The 18,025-nt window shown below is 62.4% G+C and carries 21 protein-coding genes; 10 read left to right on the top strand and 11 right to left on the bottom strand.

The annotated features are described in order from the left end of the window. Positions 1–138: 138 nt before the first annotated feature. Positions 139–738 (bottom strand): TetR/AcrR family transcriptional regulator, encoded by a 600-nt coding sequence (locus tag NKH36_RS12810; protein WP_352962347.1) that lies wholly within the window; start codon positions 736–738, stop codon positions 139–141. A gap of 122 nt (positions 739–860) precedes the next feature. Here NKH36_RS12810 and NKH36_RS12815 point away from each other — a divergent pair, with 122 nt between their 5' ends. Together NKH36_RS12815 and NKH36_RS12820 are read left to right on the top strand one after the other, a co-directional pair. Then, on the top strand, positions 861–1,310 hold the full coding sequence (locus NKH36_RS12815) for an OsmC family protein (RefSeq protein WP_352962349.1): 450 nt from the start codon (positions 861–863) through the stop codon (positions 1,308–1,310). Positions 1,311–1,327: 17 nt separating this feature from the next. Continuing rightward, entirely contained in the window at positions 1,328–1,714 is a 387-nt protein-coding gene (locus NKH36_RS12820; RefSeq protein WP_352962352.1) for a nuclear transport factor 2 family protein, read from the top strand. A 12-nt stretch (positions 1,715–1,726) separates the two neighbouring features. Here the strand turns inward: NKH36_RS12820 and NKH36_RS12825 are convergent, their stop codons facing one another. Continuing rightward, a complete protein-coding gene (locus NKH36_RS12825) occupies positions 1,727–2,338 on the bottom strand; it encodes a LysE family translocator (protein WP_352962353.1) in 612 nt (203 codons plus the stop codon). Positions 2,339–2,685: 347 nt separating this feature from the next. Between NKH36_RS12825 and NKH36_RS12830 the strand changes: the two genes are divergently transcribed. Together NKH36_RS12830 and NKH36_RS12835 are read left to right on the top strand one after the other, a co-directional pair. Then, on the top strand, positions 2,686–3,408 hold the full coding sequence (locus tag NKH36_RS12830) for a class I SAM-dependent methyltransferase (RefSeq protein ID WP_352962355.1): 723 nt from the start codon (positions 2,686–2,688) through the stop codon (positions 3,406–3,408). Between the two features lie 480 nt (positions 3,409–3,888). Then, entirely contained in the window at positions 3,889–5,193 is a 1,305-nt protein-coding gene (locus NKH36_RS12835) for a metal-dependent hydrolase family protein (protein WP_352962357.1), read from the top strand. A gap of 141 nt (positions 5,194–5,334) precedes the next feature. On the opposite strand, the gene NKH36_RS12840 is transcribed toward NKH36_RS12835, so the two are convergent. The 5 genes from NKH36_RS12840 to NKH36_RS12860 form a co-directional block, all read right to left on the bottom strand. After that, positions 5,335–5,718, bottom strand: a complete 384-nt coding sequence (locus NKH36_RS12840; protein WP_502912026.1) for a YkgJ family cysteine cluster protein — start codon at positions 5,716–5,718, stop codon at positions 5,335–5,337. A gap of 5 nt (positions 5,719–5,723) precedes the next feature. Then, entirely contained in the window at positions 5,724–5,891 is a 168-nt protein-coding gene (locus tag NKH36_RS12845; RefSeq protein ID WP_352962363.1) for a hypothetical protein, read from the bottom strand. Position 5,892: 1 nt separating this feature from the next. Beyond that, complete coding sequence (locus tag NKH36_RS12850; RefSeq protein ID WP_352962366.1) at positions 5,893–6,300, bottom strand: hypothetical protein; 408 nt, start codon at positions 6,298–6,300, stop codon at positions 5,893–5,895. Next, complete coding sequence (locus tag NKH36_RS12855; protein ID WP_352962369.1) at positions 6,300–6,527, bottom strand: hypothetical protein; 228 nt, start codon at positions 6,525–6,527, stop codon at positions 6,300–6,302. The genes NKH36_RS12850 and NKH36_RS12855 overlap by 1 nt, the downstream gene beginning before the upstream one ends. Positions 6,528–6,873: 346 nt before the next feature. Next, positions 6,874–7,083 (bottom strand): cold-shock protein, encoded by a 210-nt coding sequence (locus NKH36_RS12860; RefSeq protein WP_010915421.1) that lies wholly within the window; start codon positions 7,081–7,083, stop codon positions 6,874–6,876. A 545-nt stretch (positions 7,084–7,628) separates the two neighbouring features. Between NKH36_RS12860 and NKH36_RS12865 the strand changes: the two genes are divergently transcribed. Then, positions 7,629–7,808 carry a CsbD family protein gene (locus NKH36_RS12865; RefSeq protein ID WP_352962370.1) on the top strand — a complete coding sequence of 60 codons (180 nt, stop codon included), beginning with the start codon at positions 7,629–7,631 and terminating at the stop codon, positions 7,806–7,808. Between the two features lie 75 nt (positions 7,809–7,883). Here NKH36_RS12865 and NKH36_RS12870 read toward each other — a convergent pair whose 3' ends face one another. Beyond that, positions 7,884–9,014, bottom strand: coding sequence for a metallophosphoesterase (locus NKH36_RS12870; protein WP_352962372.1), 1,131 nt, complete (start codon positions 9,012–9,014; stop codon positions 7,884–7,886). 126 nt (positions 9,015–9,140) lie between these two features. Between NKH36_RS12870 and NKH36_RS12875 the strand changes: the two genes are divergently transcribed. Further along, entirely contained in the window at positions 9,141–9,728 is a 588-nt protein-coding gene (locus NKH36_RS12875) for a hypothetical protein (protein WP_352962374.1), read from the top strand. 36 nt (positions 9,729–9,764) lie between these two features. Here NKH36_RS12875 and NKH36_RS12880 read toward each other — a convergent pair whose 3' ends face one another. Beyond that, positions 9,765–10,430 carry a TetR/AcrR family transcriptional regulator gene (locus NKH36_RS12880; protein ID WP_352962376.1) on the bottom strand — a complete coding sequence of 222 codons (666 nt, stop codon included), beginning with the start codon at positions 10,428–10,430 and terminating at the stop codon, positions 9,765–9,767. 95 nt (positions 10,431–10,525) lie between these two features. Here NKH36_RS12880 and NKH36_RS12885 point away from each other — a divergent pair, with 95 nt between their 5' ends. The 4 genes from NKH36_RS12885 to NKH36_RS12900 all read left to right on the top strand — a co-directional run bounded on the left by NKH36_RS12885 (position 10,526) and on the right by NKH36_RS12900 (position 14,012). Then, positions 10,526–11,308, top strand: coding sequence for an NIPSNAP family protein (locus NKH36_RS12885; RefSeq protein WP_352962378.1), 783 nt, complete (start codon positions 10,526–10,528; stop codon positions 11,306–11,308). A 146-nt stretch (positions 11,309–11,454) separates the two neighbouring features. Then, positions 11,455–12,852: a class II fumarate hydratase gene (gene fumC / locus NKH36_RS12890; RefSeq protein WP_352962381.1), complete on the top strand. Its 1,398-nt coding sequence runs from the start codon at positions 11,455–11,457 to the stop codon at positions 12,850–12,852. Between the two features lie 142 nt (positions 12,853–12,994). Then, positions 12,995–13,417 carry a DoxX family protein gene (locus NKH36_RS12895; protein ID WP_352962383.1) on the top strand — a complete coding sequence of 141 codons (423 nt, stop codon included), beginning with the start codon at positions 12,995–12,997 and terminating at the stop codon, positions 13,415–13,417. A gap of 169 nt (positions 13,418–13,586) precedes the next feature. Further along, entirely contained in the window at positions 13,587–14,012 is a 426-nt protein-coding gene (locus tag NKH36_RS12900; RefSeq protein WP_352962386.1) for a DoxX family protein, read from the top strand. Positions 14,013–14,272: 260 nt separating this feature from the next. Here NKH36_RS12900 and ppx read toward each other — a convergent pair whose 3' ends face one another. Further along, positions 14,273–15,808: an exopolyphosphatase gene (gene ppx, locus NKH36_RS12905; protein WP_352962389.1), complete on the bottom strand. Its 1,536-nt coding sequence runs from the start codon at positions 15,806–15,808 to the stop codon at positions 14,273–14,275. Next, on the bottom strand, positions 15,808–18,009 hold the full coding sequence (locus tag NKH36_RS12910) for an RNA degradosome polyphosphate kinase (protein WP_352962392.1): 2,202 nt from the start codon (positions 18,007–18,009) through the stop codon (positions 15,808–15,810). Before NKH36_RS12910 ends, ppx begins: the two co-directional genes overlap by 1 nt. Between the last annotated feature and the right edge of the window lie 16 nt (positions 18,010–18,025).

Raw genomic sequence — 18,025 nt, forward strand, 5'->3', positions numbered from 1 at the left:
ATGCCGTTGCTTCCAGGCGTCGCGGCGGTGCAGAACATGAATCGCGGTGCAGAACATGAATCGCCGCGCTGAGGTCTCGGCCTTCGCCCCTTTTCGGCAGCATCCGAACCAGCTTCAATCGATAACGGCCACAAAACGTCACCTCGCCTGAACAGCACCCTCTTTGGCAGGCAAGGCACCTTCAATCAGCGCGGCGACTTCATCGGCCACCGCCAGCACCGGGGCGCGGTCGCGGGTGGCGCGCGCGATCACCATCAGCCCTTCCAGCGATGATTCGACAAGCAGCGCCAGAGCGCGGGCGCGGCGCTCGGGCACCCCTGCCCTGACGAAGGCCGCCTGCAGCAAGCCTATCCATTGCTCGAACGCCGACCGGCACAGTTCGGCCAGCTCCGGCACGTCGATCGGCGAGTCCAGCACCACGGGTGCGATCGGACAGCCAAGCGTGAACTGGTTGTCCTCCAGCATGCGCGCGACCGACTGATAGATATGGTGGACGGCCACCGCCGGATCTTTTTCGGCGGCCAGCTCTGCGCCAAGCCTTTCCGTCACCTTGTCAACGCTATCGCGGGTCACCTCGATGACCAGCTGGTCCTTGCCGCCCGGAAAGTGAAAGTAGAGCGATCCTCTTGGTGCACCGGAGGCGCTCAAGATGTCGTTGAGCGAGGTGCCGTGATAGCCGCGCTGCCTCAGCAGCAGCGCTGTCGCCTCGATCATGCGGGTGCGGGTGTCATTCGCCATGTCAGCCTCTGTCAGGAGCGAGCATTATAGGGCTTGCCCCCAATATGACAATCGGTTTACATAATATGTAGATCAGTCTATATATTGCGGCGGTTTGTTTCATCGGGGGAGGAGAACGACAAATGACCATCCGTGAAGCAGAGGCCCAGTGGCAAGGCTCGTTGAAAGAAGGTTCGGGCCGGCTACGGCTCGGCAGCGGCGTCTTCGAAGGTGCCTATTCCTTCCCGTCGCGCTTCGAGAACGGTCCCGGCACGAATCCCGAGGAACTGATTGCGGCGGCGCATGCCGGCTGCTTTTCGATGGCGCTGAGCGCCATACTGGGCAGCGGCGGTCATGTCCCCGTACGGATCCACACCGTCGCCAAGGTGCATCTCGGAACGAGCACGGCCGGACCGACGCTCACCCGCATCGACCTCGAAACGGAAGCCGAGATCCCGGGCCTGGCGCCCGAGGAATTCCAGCGCTTTGCCCAATCCGCGAAAGCAACATGCCTCGTCTCCCGGGCCTTGGCAGGCGTCGCTGATATCAGGCTCAAGGCCGACCTCGTCACGGGCGCCGCTGCGGAAAAATGAAATCAGGAGATATCGAGATGAAACGGGATAGCATCATGGTCGTCCATCCAGACGACCAATCCAGACAGACGGCCGAGATCATGCGGCGCTTCAACGGCGTGTTCCAAAATCATGATCCGTCGGCACTCCCGGGCCTGGTGGCCGAGGACTGCGTCATCGAAAACACCGTGCCGGCGCCGGATGGCGCCCGCCATGCCGGCCGGGAGGCCTGCGAGCGGCTGTGGTCGGCGATCGCCAGCGAACCCGGCACGCGCTTCGATATTGAAGAGACGTTCGTCGCCGGTGAACGGGCGACAATCCGCTGGCGTTACTGGCGTGCCGACGGCAATTCCATCCGTGGCGTCAATTTGATGCGCGTAACGGACGGACAGATCGTCGAGGCGATGGGATACGTCAAGGGATAGCGCCAACAGGCGTTACCGCTCGGTCAGCGCCAGTTTTGCGCCGAGCGCGACGAAGGCGCCGGCGAAGGTGCGGCGCATCCAGGTCAGCACCATCGGCCGCGACACGACATGGCTGCGGATCGAGGCGGCGAAGATGCCGTAGCCGACAAAGACGACAAACGTCAAAAGCATAAAGACGGTGCTGAGCTCCAGCATCTTCGACAGCGCATGCGGTTCGGTGGTGCTGACGAACTGCGGCAGGAAGGCGAAGAAGAAAATCGACAGCTTCGGGTTGAGGATATTGATGAGGATGCCCGAGGTGATCACCTTGCCGGCAGAGCGCGGCGCGACATCCTGCCCGACGCTCAAGCCGCCGCTCTCCTTCAGCGTGTTCCACGCCATGTAGAGCAGGTAGGCGAGGCCCAGATATTTCAGCGTCTCGAAGGCGAGTGCGCTGGTGTGCAGCAGTGCCGCCAGACCGGTGATGGCGGCCGCCATATGCGGGATGATGCCGAGCGTGCAGCCGAAAGCAGCGATGATGCTGGCGCGCGCGCCACGCGAAAGCCCGGCGCTCAGCGTATAGAGAACGCCGGTGCCGGGCGAAGCCACGACAATCAGCGAGGTCAACAAGAATTCGATGCTCACGGATGATCCTCCGGCCTTGTTCCCTGCCGCCGGCAGCGTAGCCAGCGAACCGCACGGGCACAAGCCAGCCCGGGGGCCGGTAGTGTCTCATTTCAAGCATTGACCCTGAAGCGACATTCGCATTGAGGTCAACAGCCAGTCTGGTTGACTGGCTGCCGCATCGGCGCATAGTCGTCGACTTACGCGATGTTCCCTTGGGAACAGTCGTATGAGGGGAGGCAAGCCATGGAAGTCGCTGATGGCGCACGTGTCAACGTTCACGTCCCGTATATTCTCGTCCATTCCGATCGTGAGATCAGGCGTCTCAGCTATCAGGCGGCATCATTAACCCGATCACGCGAAGAATCTTGCTGTCTGCGGGCATAAGACCCGGGATGCGCGTGCTCGACGTCGGCTGTGGCGCGGGCGACGTTACATTTCTGGTTTCCGAGATGGTTGGCAGCGAAGGTCAGGTCATCGGCGCAGATCGGGCTCCGGCGGCTCTTGCGGCGGCGGAGGGGCGCGCGGCAGCGCATCCGCTCCAGAATGTCAGCTTCCGTGAAGGCGATCCCGCGGCACTATCGTTCGACCGACCGTTCGACGCCGTGATCGGCCGCTATGTTCTGATGTTTCAAGCCGATGCTGTGGCCATGCTGCGTGGCGTCGCTCGTCACCTCCGGCCTGGAGGGACCATCGTCTTCCATGAGCCGGATTGGGACGGCTGTCGATCCAGCCCGCCAGCGCCGACCTACGACGACTGCTGTCGATGGATCGTCGAGACGTTCCGGCGCAGCGGTATCGAGACCAATATGGGTATCAAGCTCGATGCGGCTTTCCGCGCGGCTGGATTGACCGCGCCCTCAATGCACTTGGAGGCGGTTGTTGGGGGAACCAAGAGCGGTCTCGACTGGTCACACCAGACCGCTGAACTCATTGTCACGATGCTGCCTGAAATACAGAGCCGGGGAGTTGCGACGGCCGCTGAGGTCGATATTGAAACTTTGGGACAGCGCATGCAGCTCGAAATCGAGGCGGGTAGCGTGATCGTGAGCCGCTCGGAAGTGGGCGCCTGGTCGCGTGCCCCGACCTAGTGACAAGACTGGAGCGACAGGGTAGCCCGTACCATCCTTCTCCTGGGTTCTGGGCGGCTGCCTCGCAGGAAAGACCAAGGCGAATATCCCGCTCTTGGCAACGTGCTTGTTCTGGCAGATGAACCGAACGGCGACTTCCCACCCATTCCGGGCGCGCTCCCTCGTCTGATCGCTTCCTCAGGCAAACCATGCACTGCTTGCCCTGGGATCACCACGATCGGCCTGACCTTCGATACGACCCTTCACCGCGAAAGAGGCCAGTCCGGAACACTTCTTGACCCCAATGCCGTATAAGCTACAAACTTGTCCTTCCACCGTGACCGCCTCTCCTCCTGAAGCGGGGTAATCGTCATGTGTCACAAATCCTTTGGATCGCAGGAGCCGACAAAAGGCAAGGTTGTGGGGCATGCCGTGTCCTGCGCCGCTGTGCTGTTCTTTCTTGCGCGCTCAGTTTTCACGAAACTTCGCTCTGGCAGAGAAATGCTTGCGGCGGCCCTCCTGCTTGGACTTTGCGCCACCACGAGCCCCGATGACGTACTTTTCGAAAACGTTCGCATCTTCGACGGAAAGGGCGCCGCACTTTCGGCTCCGTCGAATGTGCTGGTCCAGGGCAACCTGATCGCGCGGATCTCGACAAGTCCCATCGCGGCCGAAGGCGCGCGGCGCATTGCCGGCAACGGGCGAACGCTGATGCCGGGGCTGATCGATGCGCATTGGCACGCAATGCTGATTGCGTCCACGCCGGCAGAGGCGATGGGCGACGTCGGCTTCGCCAATCTTGCGGCCGGCGACGAGGCGACGGATACGCTGATGCGCGGCTTCACCACCGTTCGCGACGTGGGCGGGCCGGCGTTCGGCCTTAAGCGCGCGATAGATCAAGGCATCATAGCGGGGCCGCGCATCTATCCGTCCGGAGCCATGATCACCGTGACCAGCGGGCATGGAGATTTCCGCCAGCTCAGCGACTTGCCTCGGACGATCGGCGGCTTGTTCACTCCCATGGAGAGGAACGGCGGCAGCATAGTTGTGGACAGCCCCGACGAGGTGCGTTTGCGTGCCCGCGAGCAGTTCATGCAGGGGGCCGCGCTGCTGAAGTTGACAGCGGGCGGCGGAGTGTCGTCGCCCCACAGCCCGCTCGACGTCACCACCTTCACCGAGCCCGAACTACGGGCCGCCGTTGAAATTGCCGAGAATTGGGGCACCTACGTCGCCGCGCACGCCTTCACCTCGGATGCGATCCGGAAGGCTATCGCGGCTGGTGTTAAGTGCATCGAACACGGCTTCCTCATGGACGAGGCAACCGCCAAGCTGATCGCCGAAAAGGACATTTGGCTGAGCTTGCAGCCGCTTCCCGAATTGATGAGGACGGGCCTCCAAGAGGGTTCGGTCGAGCGAGCCAAGGCGGATGAGGTGTGGCCGGGCATCGGCAGGACCTACGAACTCGCGAAGAAATACAAGATCAAGACGGCATGGGGCACCGATGTCCTGTTCTCCCGCGCGTTGGCGCAGCAGCAGGGAGCAATTCTGACCTCGCTCGTCCGTTGGTACACGCCTGCCGAAGCGCTCGCCATGGCGACCGGGACCAATGCCGAGCTGCTCGCGCTGTCGGGCCTTCGCAACCCCTATCCGGGAAAGCTCGGCGTGATCGAAGAAGGCGCGCTGGCGGACCTCCTGCTCGTCGAAGGCAATCCGCTCGAGAATATCGACCTGGTGGCCGATCCTGCCGACAACTTCAAAATCATCATGAAAGATGGCCGGATCTACAAAAACACGCTGACCCAGTGAGGAACGACTGAGCCGCCTGTCTCTACTGGATGCCGCCGATGGCCGCTGGCCCAGAGCGCTGGCATTCCACACCCGAGCGACAAGGAATGGCCGCTCCCCACCCGAGGTGGAAATTCAAACTGAGACACACTGGGGCCGTTATCACAGCGTCGGCAATCCGTGGGCATGGCGCGCCATCAGGCAATCGTCGCCCCCGGGCATGCAGGTGCGGCAGACGTCCGGTCTGACCTCGTAAATGCCGCAAATAGTCGACTTGCCGACCTCGCCGGCAAGCGCCGAGCAGCGCTCGCCGTCGCAGCGCATGCCGGATTCGTCGGCGGCCACATACTTCTGCGGGATTAGGTCGAGCTGCGCGTCATCCTCGGTCGAAAAGCGCGGCCATTCGGCCGAATAGGAACAGCAGGCGCCGCAGCTCTGGCAGTCGAAGAGAGGGGCGGCGCTCTCCTCCAGTGACGAAAAATTCCCGGCGCTCGCCAAGGCAAGCAGCCCTGACGCAACCGGATTCAGGTCAGCGTTTCGCGGCAAAGGCGCTATTTTTTCTTCCTGGTCTTGCGCGACGCTACTTCCGCCGGCGACTTGAACAGATCGGTCGCATCCTCGGCGGGTTCATCGGCTTTCGGCGCGGCGGCCGGCTTGGCCAGCTTTGCGGTGGCAGTGGGTGCCGCCGGCTGATCCTTGGCGGAGAATTTTATGGCCATATCAATCCTCGTCGGAGAAACGCGATGATGGCGCATTCGGGTTGCGAAGGCGGCCGATCAGCGCCGAGACCGCCGTGATGTTCATTTCCTCGGGCGACCAGTTCCTGGCCTCCTCGATGTGCCGAGGCGCCAGCTCGCGATGCGTGCTGCCGCTATAGGCGGCATCCTGATGGGTGACGCGCTCGTTGGTCTTGGCATTTTCGCGGACAAACTCGATCAGATAGTTCGGGCATTCGGAGCGGCCACGCACGCCGAGCCTGACCTGGGCATCGCCATGGGCGCGCTTGCAGCGCTCGAGCTTTTCGAGCACGCGCCGGACATACTCGACCGGCTTGTCGAGGGCTCCCACGACATCGGCTATGGTCGAATCGGCGGCGATCGCCTTTTGCGGGACGCGCTTGGTGGCCATCAGCGTTTGCCCACGCGCTTCGGCGAGACAGGGAGCGCGGCGGCCGCAGCCATCTCGTCGGCTTCCTTTTCCAGGCGCAACTCGCGCAGCCGCGCGGTCTTGGCTTCCCGGGCCTGGCTGACAGCATCCTGTTCGGAAATGATGCGGTTGAGCGACATGGACTGGGTCTGGGTCTTGCTGAAGATGGATTCAGCCTGGTCGCGGGATTTCTTTGAAGTGGCGGTCAAGGTCTTTCTCCCGGTTCGGAGCGTAATGCCGAAAAATGGCGAGACCGGTCTTTTGACCAGGAGCACGCACAGAGCAATACGGCAGTCGGATTCAAATTGCTGGAGCAGCCTTAGCACGTTCAAGCGAACGCGCGGTGCTCTTTGTCGAATTTTTGAAGCGCCCCAAACGCAAAAGGCCAGGCATTGCCTGACCTTCCACTGGAGCGCCGCGCATCCTTTTGGACGCGCTGGCACTTTTTATCTGCGCATGATCCTTTCGGAAACGAGGTCTCCGGGGTCATGCGCTGGAATCCGCCATTCACCAGTGCCAGTACATCCGTGGTCACCGGCGAGGCTGAATTCCGTTTTAGGCCGCCTTCAACTGATCGGCGGACATCTTGCCCGACTTGTTGTCGCGGACCATCTCGTAGCCGAGCTTCTGGCCCTCAACGATGTCGCGCATTCCGGCGCGTTCTACGGCCGAGATGTGGACAAAAACGTCGGCAGAGCCGTCGTCAGGCTGAATAAAACCAAAACCCTTGGTGGCGTTGAACCATTTAACTGTGCCTGTGCTCATAACGAACCCTTTCCATGGCAAATATTCGTTCGCTGTTATGCGAATGCATAACAACGTTTGTCTCGATTTTGATGGGGGAAGTTCGTCAAAGGCGCGCCTAGACACGCGGATAACAAAAGTCGGTCAAACAAATATCGACAAACTGCTTATAGACTTCTTTTAGCGCCGTGTCAATTTTTGCTTTCGCCCCCGGTGGATTGGTCGCCGCAAGCCTGGCTGCGTAGGCAATCCGATGACGGATCTGGCGCCGAACCCAGGCCAGCGCCAGCTGTTAAAAAAAATCGTACCACGCCGGGAACCATTTTGGCATCCGTGCATTTTGGTTACCGTCAGAAGTTCATGAGAGAAATCTCAGGAAAGGCTGACACAAAGGACGCCTCCCGTGCAATAAAACGCGCGAGGGGCGTTCTTTTATGGCGAGTAACGATCCCCCGGCGGTCAGGGCCAAGCACGTGCCTCGTTAATGTCCGAGGAGGCCAGGCTCCGGAACCGAAAAACCAGCTGCCCGTTTCCCAAACGGCAGAATAATCCCGGGAGATGCGGCCATGGTGAACAAGGATCAGGTTGCGGGCCTAGCCAAGCAGGTCAAAGGTTCGGTGAAGAAAGCCGCCGGAAAGGCCACCGGCAACAGGCGCGTCCAGGCTGAAGGCGCGGCCGATAAGATCGCCGGCAAAATGCAGAAGGCCTATGGCGACATGAAGGACAAGCTCAGGAAGGTGCTCTGATCCCTGCGCTGCCGTTTCAATAGCGATGAGGAAAGCGGCTTAGGCGGCCTTTTTGTTTGCTTTCGGTTGCTGCCGTCACAAGTTCAAGCTCTTGAAGAAAGCGTTGGTGAAGGCGACCTCGCCATGGTCACCGATGGCTTCGCCAAGCACCACGTCCATGCTGTCGCTGGTCACCCGCGCCAGCGCGAAGCCGCCCATATAAGCGGCCTTCGGCTTGAACAGGTCGAGCCTATCGCTGCGGTAGATCATCGGTATCTCGTGCTGGTGGCCGTGGAAGATGCCGATGACGTTGTAGCCCTTGAGCGCCGCCAGCAGCGCCTGCCTGTCCGCCTCGCTCCACCAATGCGGCGCACCAGGTCCGTCATCGTCGAAGGTTCCTTTGGCGGCATCCCATCTTTCGATCGAGAAAACATCCCAGCCATAGTGCTGGAACAGGATAACGGGGCGGCCGTCCGCTGCATAGGTAGCCAGATCCTGCTTCAGCCATGGCAGGCCGGAGACCGCGCCGTGGCCGGTGTCGCCGGCAAAACGGTGCGTCTGGACGAGATGCAGGCCGCCCCAGTCCCATGAGTAGCAGTCGGTGTCGACATCGTAGTCGCTTACGGGCACCGGCGGCTTGAAGAACACGCCGGCACGATGGTTGACCTCGACATAATCGCGCATTTCGCGGCGATACCAGTCGACGTGGTTCGGCGGACCGTTCTGGTCGAGATCGTGGTTGCCGAGCCCGACATACACCGGCACATGCACGCGATCGGGACCGACGCCCTGCTGGTAGCGCTGGCTGAACTGGAGCAGCTGCGTGCCTTCGCTGGGCTGGGTGACCTGGCCGCCCCCGTCGTCGGTCATGTCGCCACCGAGGACGAGCCCGAGCGGCGTGCCGATGCGACTGCCGGCCGAGCGCAGGCCGGTGGCGATGCCGTTGATTTCGGCCGGCCAGTCCTTCTCGCCAACGCCGTTCAACGCGGCGACACTTCGCAGCAAGGCGGCGTCGGTCTTGCCTTCCTGCTGACAATTGGGGCTCAGCCCGCTGGCCATGCGGCAGGCATGGACATCGGCGACGAACAGGAAGGTGGCGTCGACAGGCGGAATGCGCTGCCCGGTCTGAGAGAGTGCCGGTCGCGCAAGGGCGATGGCCGCAGCAAACCCCGCCGCTTGCGCCAGGAAGCTGCGCCGGGAGAGTGATCCTGCCGAGACGCGATTCATGGCGTGAATTCAGCACAGCCGGCGCCTCTTCGTCCAGTTGCCGCGAACGGGATGTCGACACGCTGCCGCAGGTCTGGCATTGCTTTCAGGGTCAGGACTCAACTTGTGCGGGCAAACGAGGACGCTATGAAGACTATATCCATCGGCACGGCGCTCACCATCTTGGCGAGCGCCGCTCATGGTGCCGAGTGCATCGATGCCAAGGCCGCCAAGGCCGGCTTCATTCTCGAAAGGCCCGGCATCCACAGCGAGTTTCGACCGGCGGCGGGTGGCATGGTGTCGGTTGCCAACGAATACCAATCCCAATCGCCGCAGACGCAGTTTCTGTTCGGCGGTCTTATCGAGGTGTTTCGCGACAGTGAGACCGGTCAGCTTGCCATCATCCCGTTTTCCGATCTCAGAAAGCTGTTTCCGCTCAAGGCCGGGGCGAAGAGCAAGACCCTGTTCGTCCGTCTCGCAGCAAACAAACAACCGAAGGGCACAGAGACGCTCGAGATCAACGTCAAGGACAAGGAGACGTTCAGCCTGGGCGACTGCAAATACAACGTGCTCGCCGTCAGGCAGACGATCAAGAACGAGGCCGGCAAGACACAGGACGAATTCACCGCGCTCTACGCGCCCGACCTGCAAGCCGTTCTGGCGAGGCGCTATGACGAGGTCACCAACGCCGAAAACGTGGTCGGCTACGAGGTCATCAAACCGCTGCCGAATTAAGTCCCGGCAGGGCGGAGGGCGACTGGCGCTCCGGCATCAAAAGGCTTTGTACTGCCGCAGCACCCTGCGACGTCGCTTCGCTCCTGCCGAGGCAGTCCCCTGCTCCAGCGCGTTCAGGCAATCGCGCAGCACACCAGAATCCTGCGCTGTCTTGGCCATCGACATGGCGCCGGAATAGGTGGCGACCGCGAGGGCCGCGAAGCGCTGCGGATCGGTGCCCTGCTCCCTGCCCGCTTGCTGGTCGGCCCTGATCCTGTCGGCGATCGCCTCGCGCCATGCCGAAAAAACGCCGGCAAGGGCGGCGCGAAAATCCGGATCGGCGAGCGACAGCTCATGCGCCAGGTTATTGAGCGGGCAGCCGCGCACGAAACCCTGTTGCTCCAGTTCCGCCGCCACGGCCTCGAACACGCTGCGCACACCCTCGCGCGCCGTGCCTGCCGCCTTCACCGGCGCGATCCATGTTTCTTCCACGGCCGCCGCCACCCGCTCCTCGATCACCGCCAGCGCCAGCGCCTTCTTGGTCGGGAAATGATGATGCAGTGCGCCGCCGGTGACGCCTGCCGCCGCCATCAGGTCGCCGAGGCTGGAAGCATGGTAGCCGCGCGCCTGAAACGAGGCTTCGGCGACATCGAGCACGCGTTTGCGCAGGCCTTCCGGGTCGTTGGTGCGTTTGCCGGGCCGCACCTTTGGGCGAGCGGTCATCTCTGCTGACATTTCCACACGATAGCAGATTGACAAAACAGGACAACCGGTCTGTTTATAAAACAGGATGACTACCCTGTTTTGGAGATTGTGCGATGAACCTGCCCCTGAATGCCCCGTCGAAATCCCGCCTCAACGCCTCGCCGGTCGTCGAGCTCCGGCAGTACACGCTGAAACCTGGCCGGCGCGACACGCTGATCGACATCTTCGACGGTCACCTGATCGAGGGTCAGGAAGCGGCTGACATGACCATCATCGGTCAGTTCCGCGATCTCGACCGGCCTGACATTTTCGTATGGATGCGCGGCTTCGACGGCATGGTCGCGAGAAAGGATGCGCTGGCCGCTTTCTATGGGGGACCCGTGTGGGCTGCATATCGCGATGCCGCCAATGCCACGATGATTTCCTCCGACGACGTGCTGTTGCTGAAACCGGCATGGCCGGGCGCCGGCTTCGATCTGTCCAACTCGCAGCGGGCGGCCTTGCCGGGTCACGAAAAGCCAAGCAGATACAATCGTTTGTCGGATATTGTTGTTATCAAGATTCACCATCTGCGGCCCGGCGCCGAGGCCGACTTCGTCAACCGCTTCGAAACCGACGCGATTCCCGTGTTGGCGGCACTTGGCGCACGGCCGCTTGCTGCGTTTGTCACCGAGCATGCCGAAAACAGCTTTCCCCGCCTGCCGGTTCGATCAGGCGAAAACGTCTTCATCAGCCTCACCGCCTTCGACAGCGCGGACGCCCATGCCCGCCATGAGGCAGCCCTCGCCAGGTCCCCGGAGTGGCAGGCATTCGAGCGGGAGGCCCAGTCACGTCTGGCTAGATCGACCGAGACCCTGCGCCTATCTCCAACCTTACAGTCGCTGCTTGGGCGGTGAGAGGCGAGCCTGTTCCTTCTCCCCCTGCGGCAGAAGGAAGAGACGTTCCTTCAACCGATTTGCATCCTTGCCGCCCGCAATCTCCGCTTGAAGCCATTTGTGCAACGCGATACGCCGGTGCCGAATTCGACAGACCGGAGACACAAGTGAGCGCCCCAGAGACCAGAACCGAAACCGACACGTTCGGTCCCATCGAGGTCGCCGCCGACCGCTACTGGGGCGCGCAGGCGCAGCGTTCGCTGGGCAATTTCAAGATCGGCTGGGAAAAACAGCCGGCGTCGATCGTTCGCGCGCTCGGCATCGTCAAGCGGGCGGCGGCCGAAACCAATATGGAGCTGAAGCGGCTCGACCCGGCCATCGGCAAGGCGATCATCGAATCCTCTCAGGAAGTCATCGACGGCAAGCTCAACGATCATTTCCCGCTGGTCGTCTGGCAGACCGGCTCGGGCACTCAATCCAACATGAACGCCAACGAGGTGATCTCCAATCGGGCGATCGAACTGCTGGGCGGCGTCATGGGGTCCAAAAAACCGGTGCACCCCAACGACCACGTCAATATGAGCCAGTCGTCGAACGACACCTATCCGACGGCCATGCACATCGCCTGCGCGGAGCGCATCGTGCACGACCTGTTGCCCGCGCTGAAGCATTTGCATGCAGCGCTCGAAGCCAAGACCAAAGCTTTCGCCCACATCATCAAGATCGGCCGCACGCATACGCAGGACGCGACGCCCCTCACCCTTGGCCAGGAATTCTCAGGCTATGCCGCGCAGGTCGCCTCGTCGATCAAGCGCATCGAGATGACGCTGCCCGGCCTGCAGGAACTGGCGCAAGGCGGCACCGCCGTCGGCACCGGCCTCAACGCGCCGGTCGGCTTTGCCGAGAAGGTGGCGGCGCGAATCGCTGACATCACCGGCATCGCATTCGTCACCGCGCCGAACAAGTTCGAGGCGCTGGCGGCCCATGATTCCATGGTGTTCTCGCATGGCGCCATCAACGCCTGCGCCGGCGCCCTGTTCAAGATTGCCAACGACATTCGTCTGCTAGGCTCCGGCCCGCGCTCCGGCCTTGGTGAACTGTCGCTGCCGGAAAACGAGCCGGGTTCATCGATCATGCCGGGCAAGGTCAACCCCACCCAGTGCGAGGCCTTGACGCAGGTCTGCATCCAGGTGTTCGGCAATAATGCGGCCGTGACCTTCGCCGGCAGCCAGGGCCATTTCGAACTCAATGTCTACAACCCGCTCATGGCCTACAATTTCCTGCAGTCGGTGCAGCTGCTCGCTGATGCCTCCATCTCCTTCACCGACAATTGCGTCGTCGGCATCGAGGCGCGGGAAGACAACATCAAGGCCGCCCTCGACCGCTCGCTGATGCTGGTGACGGCACTGGCGCCGACCATCGGCTACGACAATGCCGCCAAGATCGCCAAGACCGCGCACAAGAACGGCACGACCTTGCGCGAGGAAGCGCTGGCCACCGGGCTGGTCACCGAAGCCGACTATGACCGCCTGGTGCGGCCGGAGGACATGACGCATCCCGGATGACGTACGTTCATCCCCGATGATCTTGCGCTGATCGCAAAAACGTTACCGCGGTGAACAATCTGTAACCAAATCTAAATCTTTGGTGAACAGTCGCCCTGCTCTATGTGGATGGGCAACGCAACCCTTCTGGAGAGAGCCCACCATGTCCACCAACACGTCCGTTGCCGGTTCCGGCACTGTTTCCAACGCCTCGGCCACCATCCTGCTTGGCCGCGTCCTGCTTTCAGTCATCTTCGTGCTTTCCGGTTTCGGCAAGCTCACTGCGATCGCCGGCACCGCCGGCTACTTCGGCAGCATGGGCCTGCCGATGCCGACCGTAACGGCTGTAATCGTCGGCCTGATTGAGCTGCTCGGCGGCGTCGCCATCCTCATCGGCTTTCAGACACGGATCACCGCCTGGGTGCTGGCAATATTCACCGTCGCCACGGGACTGGTCGCCCACACCGGCTGGGCCGATCAGATGCAGATGATCAGCTTCATGAAGAACCTGGCGATTGCCGGCGGCTTCCTCGTGCTCGCTTCCTCTGGCGCCGGCGCCTATTCGGTCGACGCCAAGCGCGGCTGAACCGGTCCAGGAACGATTTGCACCAAGGGGCGCGGAATTTTCCGCGCCCTTTTTCGTTGTCGATCTATCAGACTTTCGATTCGCCGGGCTGAGTGGCCTGGCTCGAATTTCTGCTAAGATCGAAGCGTCGGGGTGAAGCCAACCGGCTGGCCGACATCGGAGGTGACCAATGCCCCGCGATGCGCTGCTGCTGCTTTCCCGGCTGTTGCTCGCCGCTCTATTCGTTCCGTCTGGCTTCCACGTCCTTACCGACATTGCCGGCACATCCGGTTATTTTGCCGGCGTCGGCCTGCCGCTGCCGACACTCGCAGCCTGGGCGACCGGCCTGTTCGAGCTGATTGCCGGACTGCTCATCCTCGTCGGCCTCAAGACGCCGATCGTGGCGCTCCTGCTTGCCGCCTTCTGCATCGCGGCAGGCTTCATCGGCCACTATGGCCAGGGCGGCGACGATCCTACGCTGACCTTTATGCATTCACAGATGCTGATGAAGGACATCGCCCTATCAGGCGGGTTTCTGGCATTGGCGATGGTTGGCGCCGGCGCCTATTCGTTCGATGGGCGCGTGCCCAGGGCGATCGCTTCAGGCAAAAGCTAGCGCTCGACCGTCCAATTGTCGAAGTCGGCGCCGCCCCTCATCCGCCTGCCGGCACCTTCTCCCCGTAGTGACAGGGAGAAGGGGCTGGCCGCACCCTCGGCATCCCTTTTTTGCAACGCTGGAGATCGGCGAAACCCTTTGCGAAGGCGTCCTTCTCCCCGTCCCTATACGGGGAGAAGTGCCCGGCAGGGCGATGAGGGGCAGCGCAAACCTGAAGCGGTTGCCCTGGGATGGCTCCGAGGTTACTTGGCTGAGACAGACTATTTGACCGACTGACTAGACCCGCCCTCGACCGCCAGCACCAGCCGGCGGTTGGTGACCCTTGCCAGCTGTGCCAGCCGGCCAGCCGGCCGCTCGCCGTAAAGATCGGCCAGCGACGCCGGCAGCACCAGCGCAAGCACGCCATTGCCGCGGCTCTCCCATTTCAGCCGCGGCATGACGCCCGGCATCGCCGCCGTCAGCAGGTAGACGACGCGCATCACGGCGGCCAGGACGCGGGCGCGCTCGATATAGCGCGGTGTCGCCAGTGCCTTGATTTCCGGCGCGATCGATTCGTTGAAGATGCCCTCATGACGGTAGGCGTTGACCAGCGCCAGGAAGGCGCGGCCGGGATGGTCGACGCCGATGAAGGAGGCGTGGGCAATGATGTTGAGCGACTGCTTGCCGCGATATTCGGGATGCGCGCGCCAGCCGATGTCGGCAAGCAGACAGGCGGCCTGGCGGTAACGCGCCTCGTCCACGGTCTCCTCGATGCCGAAGGCGGCGAAGGTCTTGCCCGTCCACTCGACAAGCTCATGCGCGTGGGTGACCGAGCGCGAACGCAGCCGGGCGAGTTCCTCCGAGGCCGAGATCAGCGGATCTGCCTTCTGCTCGGCTTTGTCGAGCAGCGAATAGAGAAAGCCCTCGCGCACGCCCAGCGCCGAGACGATGATCTTGGACGGCTGCATCGCCGCCATGATCTCCTGCAGCACGATGGCGCCATAAGGCAGCAGCGAGCGGCGATTCTTTGAGACGCCTTCGATGCCCCTTACCTTCTCGATCTCGCCCTTGGCGACCTGCTTGAGGAAGTTCGCAGCGCTGTCGATGCCGATCTCGTAATGGTGCATGACGCTCAGCGGATAGCTGGTCATTTCCATGTACAGCCGGGCTAGGTTTCGCCAGGTGCCGCCGACCGCATAGAACGGCCTGCCCTGCCCGCCTTTCAGGAGCTTTGCCTTCGCGAGCTCGTCGCGCGCGATCTTTCCCGCCTGGGCCAGTGAGTTCTTGGCCATGTCCTGCAGGCGCAGGCCGCCCAGCGGCAGGGTGATGCCGTCGCCGATTGCCTCACCATCGACGTCGACCAGTTCGAGGCTGCCGCCGCCGAGGTCGCCGGCGATGCCGTTGGCCGGGTGGAAGCCGGAAATGACGCCGAGCGCGGAATAATGCGCTTCCTGGCGCCCGCTCAGCACCTGGACCTCGGTCTTGAGCACATCTTCGGCGCGGTGGATGAAATCGGGGCCGTTGACCGCCTCGCGGGCGGCAGCGGTCGCCAGCACGTACATATGCTCGGCGCCGGCCTGCTCGGACAGCGCGCGGAAACGCCGAAACTCCTCCATCGAGCGGGTCACCGCCTCGGGGTCGAGCTTTCCGGTCGAGACGATGCCGCGGCCGAGGCCGGCCAGCATCTTTTCGTTGAACAGCGTGGTCGGCGAGCGCGCCAGCCCCTCATAGACGACAAGACGGATCGAGTTCGACCCGATGTCGATGATGGACAGCGGTCGGCGGTCCTGAAGCCGGCCCTGGGACGTTGAAATCATCAGCCGGTCGCTGCGGCGTTTTTCTTGCGGCGCTTGAACTGCGCGATGCGCTTGGGCGCATGCGATTTCAGCGCATCGCCCCGTCCGGAAAGGCTCGGATTGGTCATGAAATATTCCTGCGCGTTGAACGGTTCCTCGCCCTCCTCGAGCGTGGCGCGCCGGGAGGTTCCGTCAGCCAATACGTCGAAACTTTGCTGGTTGTCCATGATGTTGCCCAGCATGATCTGACCGAGGACTTGTTCATGCACCGTTGGATTGGTGATCGGCACCATGGTTTCGACGCGGCGGTCGAGATTGCGCGGCATCAAATCGGCCGATGAGATGTAGACGACCGCCCCATCCGACGGCAATCCGTGGCCGTTGCCGAAACAATAGATGCGGCTGTGTTCGAGGAAGCGGCCGACGATCGACTTGACCCTTATGTTTTCCGACAGACCCGGCACCTGGGGTCTCAGGCAGCAGATGCCGCGCACGACGAGATCGATCTCGACGCCGGCGCGGCTGGCGTCATAGAGCGCGTCGATGATGATCGGGTCGACCAGCGAATTCATCTTCATCCAGATGCGGGCCGGCCTGCCTTCCAGCGCATGGGCAATCTCGTCCGAAATGTGCTTGAGGATACGTTTGCGCAGCGTGAACGGCGAGATGGCCAGCCGCATCTCATCGGTCGGCTCGGCGTAGCCGGTGATGAAATTGAAAAGCTGGGCGACATCGCGGGCGATCGTCGGAGCGGTGGTGAAGAAGGACAGGTCGGTGTAGATGCGCGCGGTGACCGGGTGATAGTTGCCGGTGCCGAGATGCACGTAATTGCGCAGCTTGCCGTCCTCGCGCCGCACCACCAGCGACATTTTCGCATGGGTCTTCAGTTCGAGGAAGCCGAACACGACCTGAACGCCGGCGCGCTCGAGGTCGCGCGCCCAGCGGATGTTGGCTTCCTCGTCGAAACGCGCCTTGAGTTCGACCAGCGCCGTCACCGACTTGCCGGCCTCCGCCGCGTCGACCAAAGCACGCACGATCGGGCTGTCGTTCGAGGTGCGATAGAGCGTCTGCTTGATCGCCACCACTTCCGGGTCGGCCATCGCCTGGCGCAGGAACTGCACCACCACGTCGAAGGATTCGTAGGGGTGATGAACGACGATGTCCTTCTCGCGGATGGCGGCGAAACAGTCACCGCCGTGCTCGCGGATGCGCTCGGGAAAGCGCGGATTATAGGGCGTGAACTTGAGATCGTCGCGGGCGATGGCGACGATCTCGGAAATCTGGCTGAGCGCCAGCGGACCGGTGAGCACGCTGATGCGGCTCGACGAGACGGCAAGCTCGCCGGCGACGAACTCGCGCAGTTCGGCCGGCATCAGCTTATCGAATTCGATGCGGATGACCGAGCCGCGGCGGCGGCGCTTCAGCGCCGTCTCGAACAGGCGCACGAGATCCTCGGACTCCTCCTCGACCTCGATGTCACTGTCGCGGATGATGCGGAACGTGCCGGAGCCCTTGACTTCGTAGCCGGGGAACAGCTTGCCGATATAGAGACCGACCGCCTCTTCCAGCGGAATGAAGCGGACATGGCGCTTGCGGTCAGGCAAGCGGATGAAGCGCTTCAGCGCCACCGGCAGACGCAGCAGCGCACTCATCTCCTCGCCATTCCTGCGATGGCGCAGTTGCAGGGCCATCGAGAAGCCGAGATTGGGAATGAACGGGAACGGGTGCGCCGGATCGATCGAAAGCGGTGTGAGCACCGGAAACACCTGCTCCTGGAAATGATCCTCGAGCCAGGTCTTCTCGTCCTTGGTCAGCGCATCGCGGCTGATGCTCTCGATGCCTTCCTTGTCGAGCAGCAGCATCAGCGCGGAAAGGCTCTTCTGCTGGTCCTCCTGCAGGCGCTCGACCTCGCGCAGCAATTGTTCCAGCTGTTGTTCGGGGGTGCGGCCGTCCGGGCTCTTCAGCTTGATGCCTTCGCGAACCTGGCCGGCGAGACCGGCGACACGGACCATGAAGAACTCGTCGAGATTGGCGGCCGAAATCGACAGGAAGCGGACCCGCTCGAGCAGCGGATGGTTGGCGTTCTGCGATTCCTCGAGGACGCGGCGGTTGAATTGCAGCCAGGAAAACTCACGGTTGACGAAGCGGTCTGGGTTGCCGCCCTCTGGGCTCGCCACCTCGACAGTGGTGAATTCGCTCTGCACTGGCTTTAGTTCGTTCATGGTTCCTGCTCGTTTC

The organism is Mesorhizobium sp. M1312 (assembly GCF_040318115.1).
GTDB lineage: Bacteria > Pseudomonadota > Alphaproteobacteria > Rhizobiales > Rhizobiaceae > Mesorhizobium.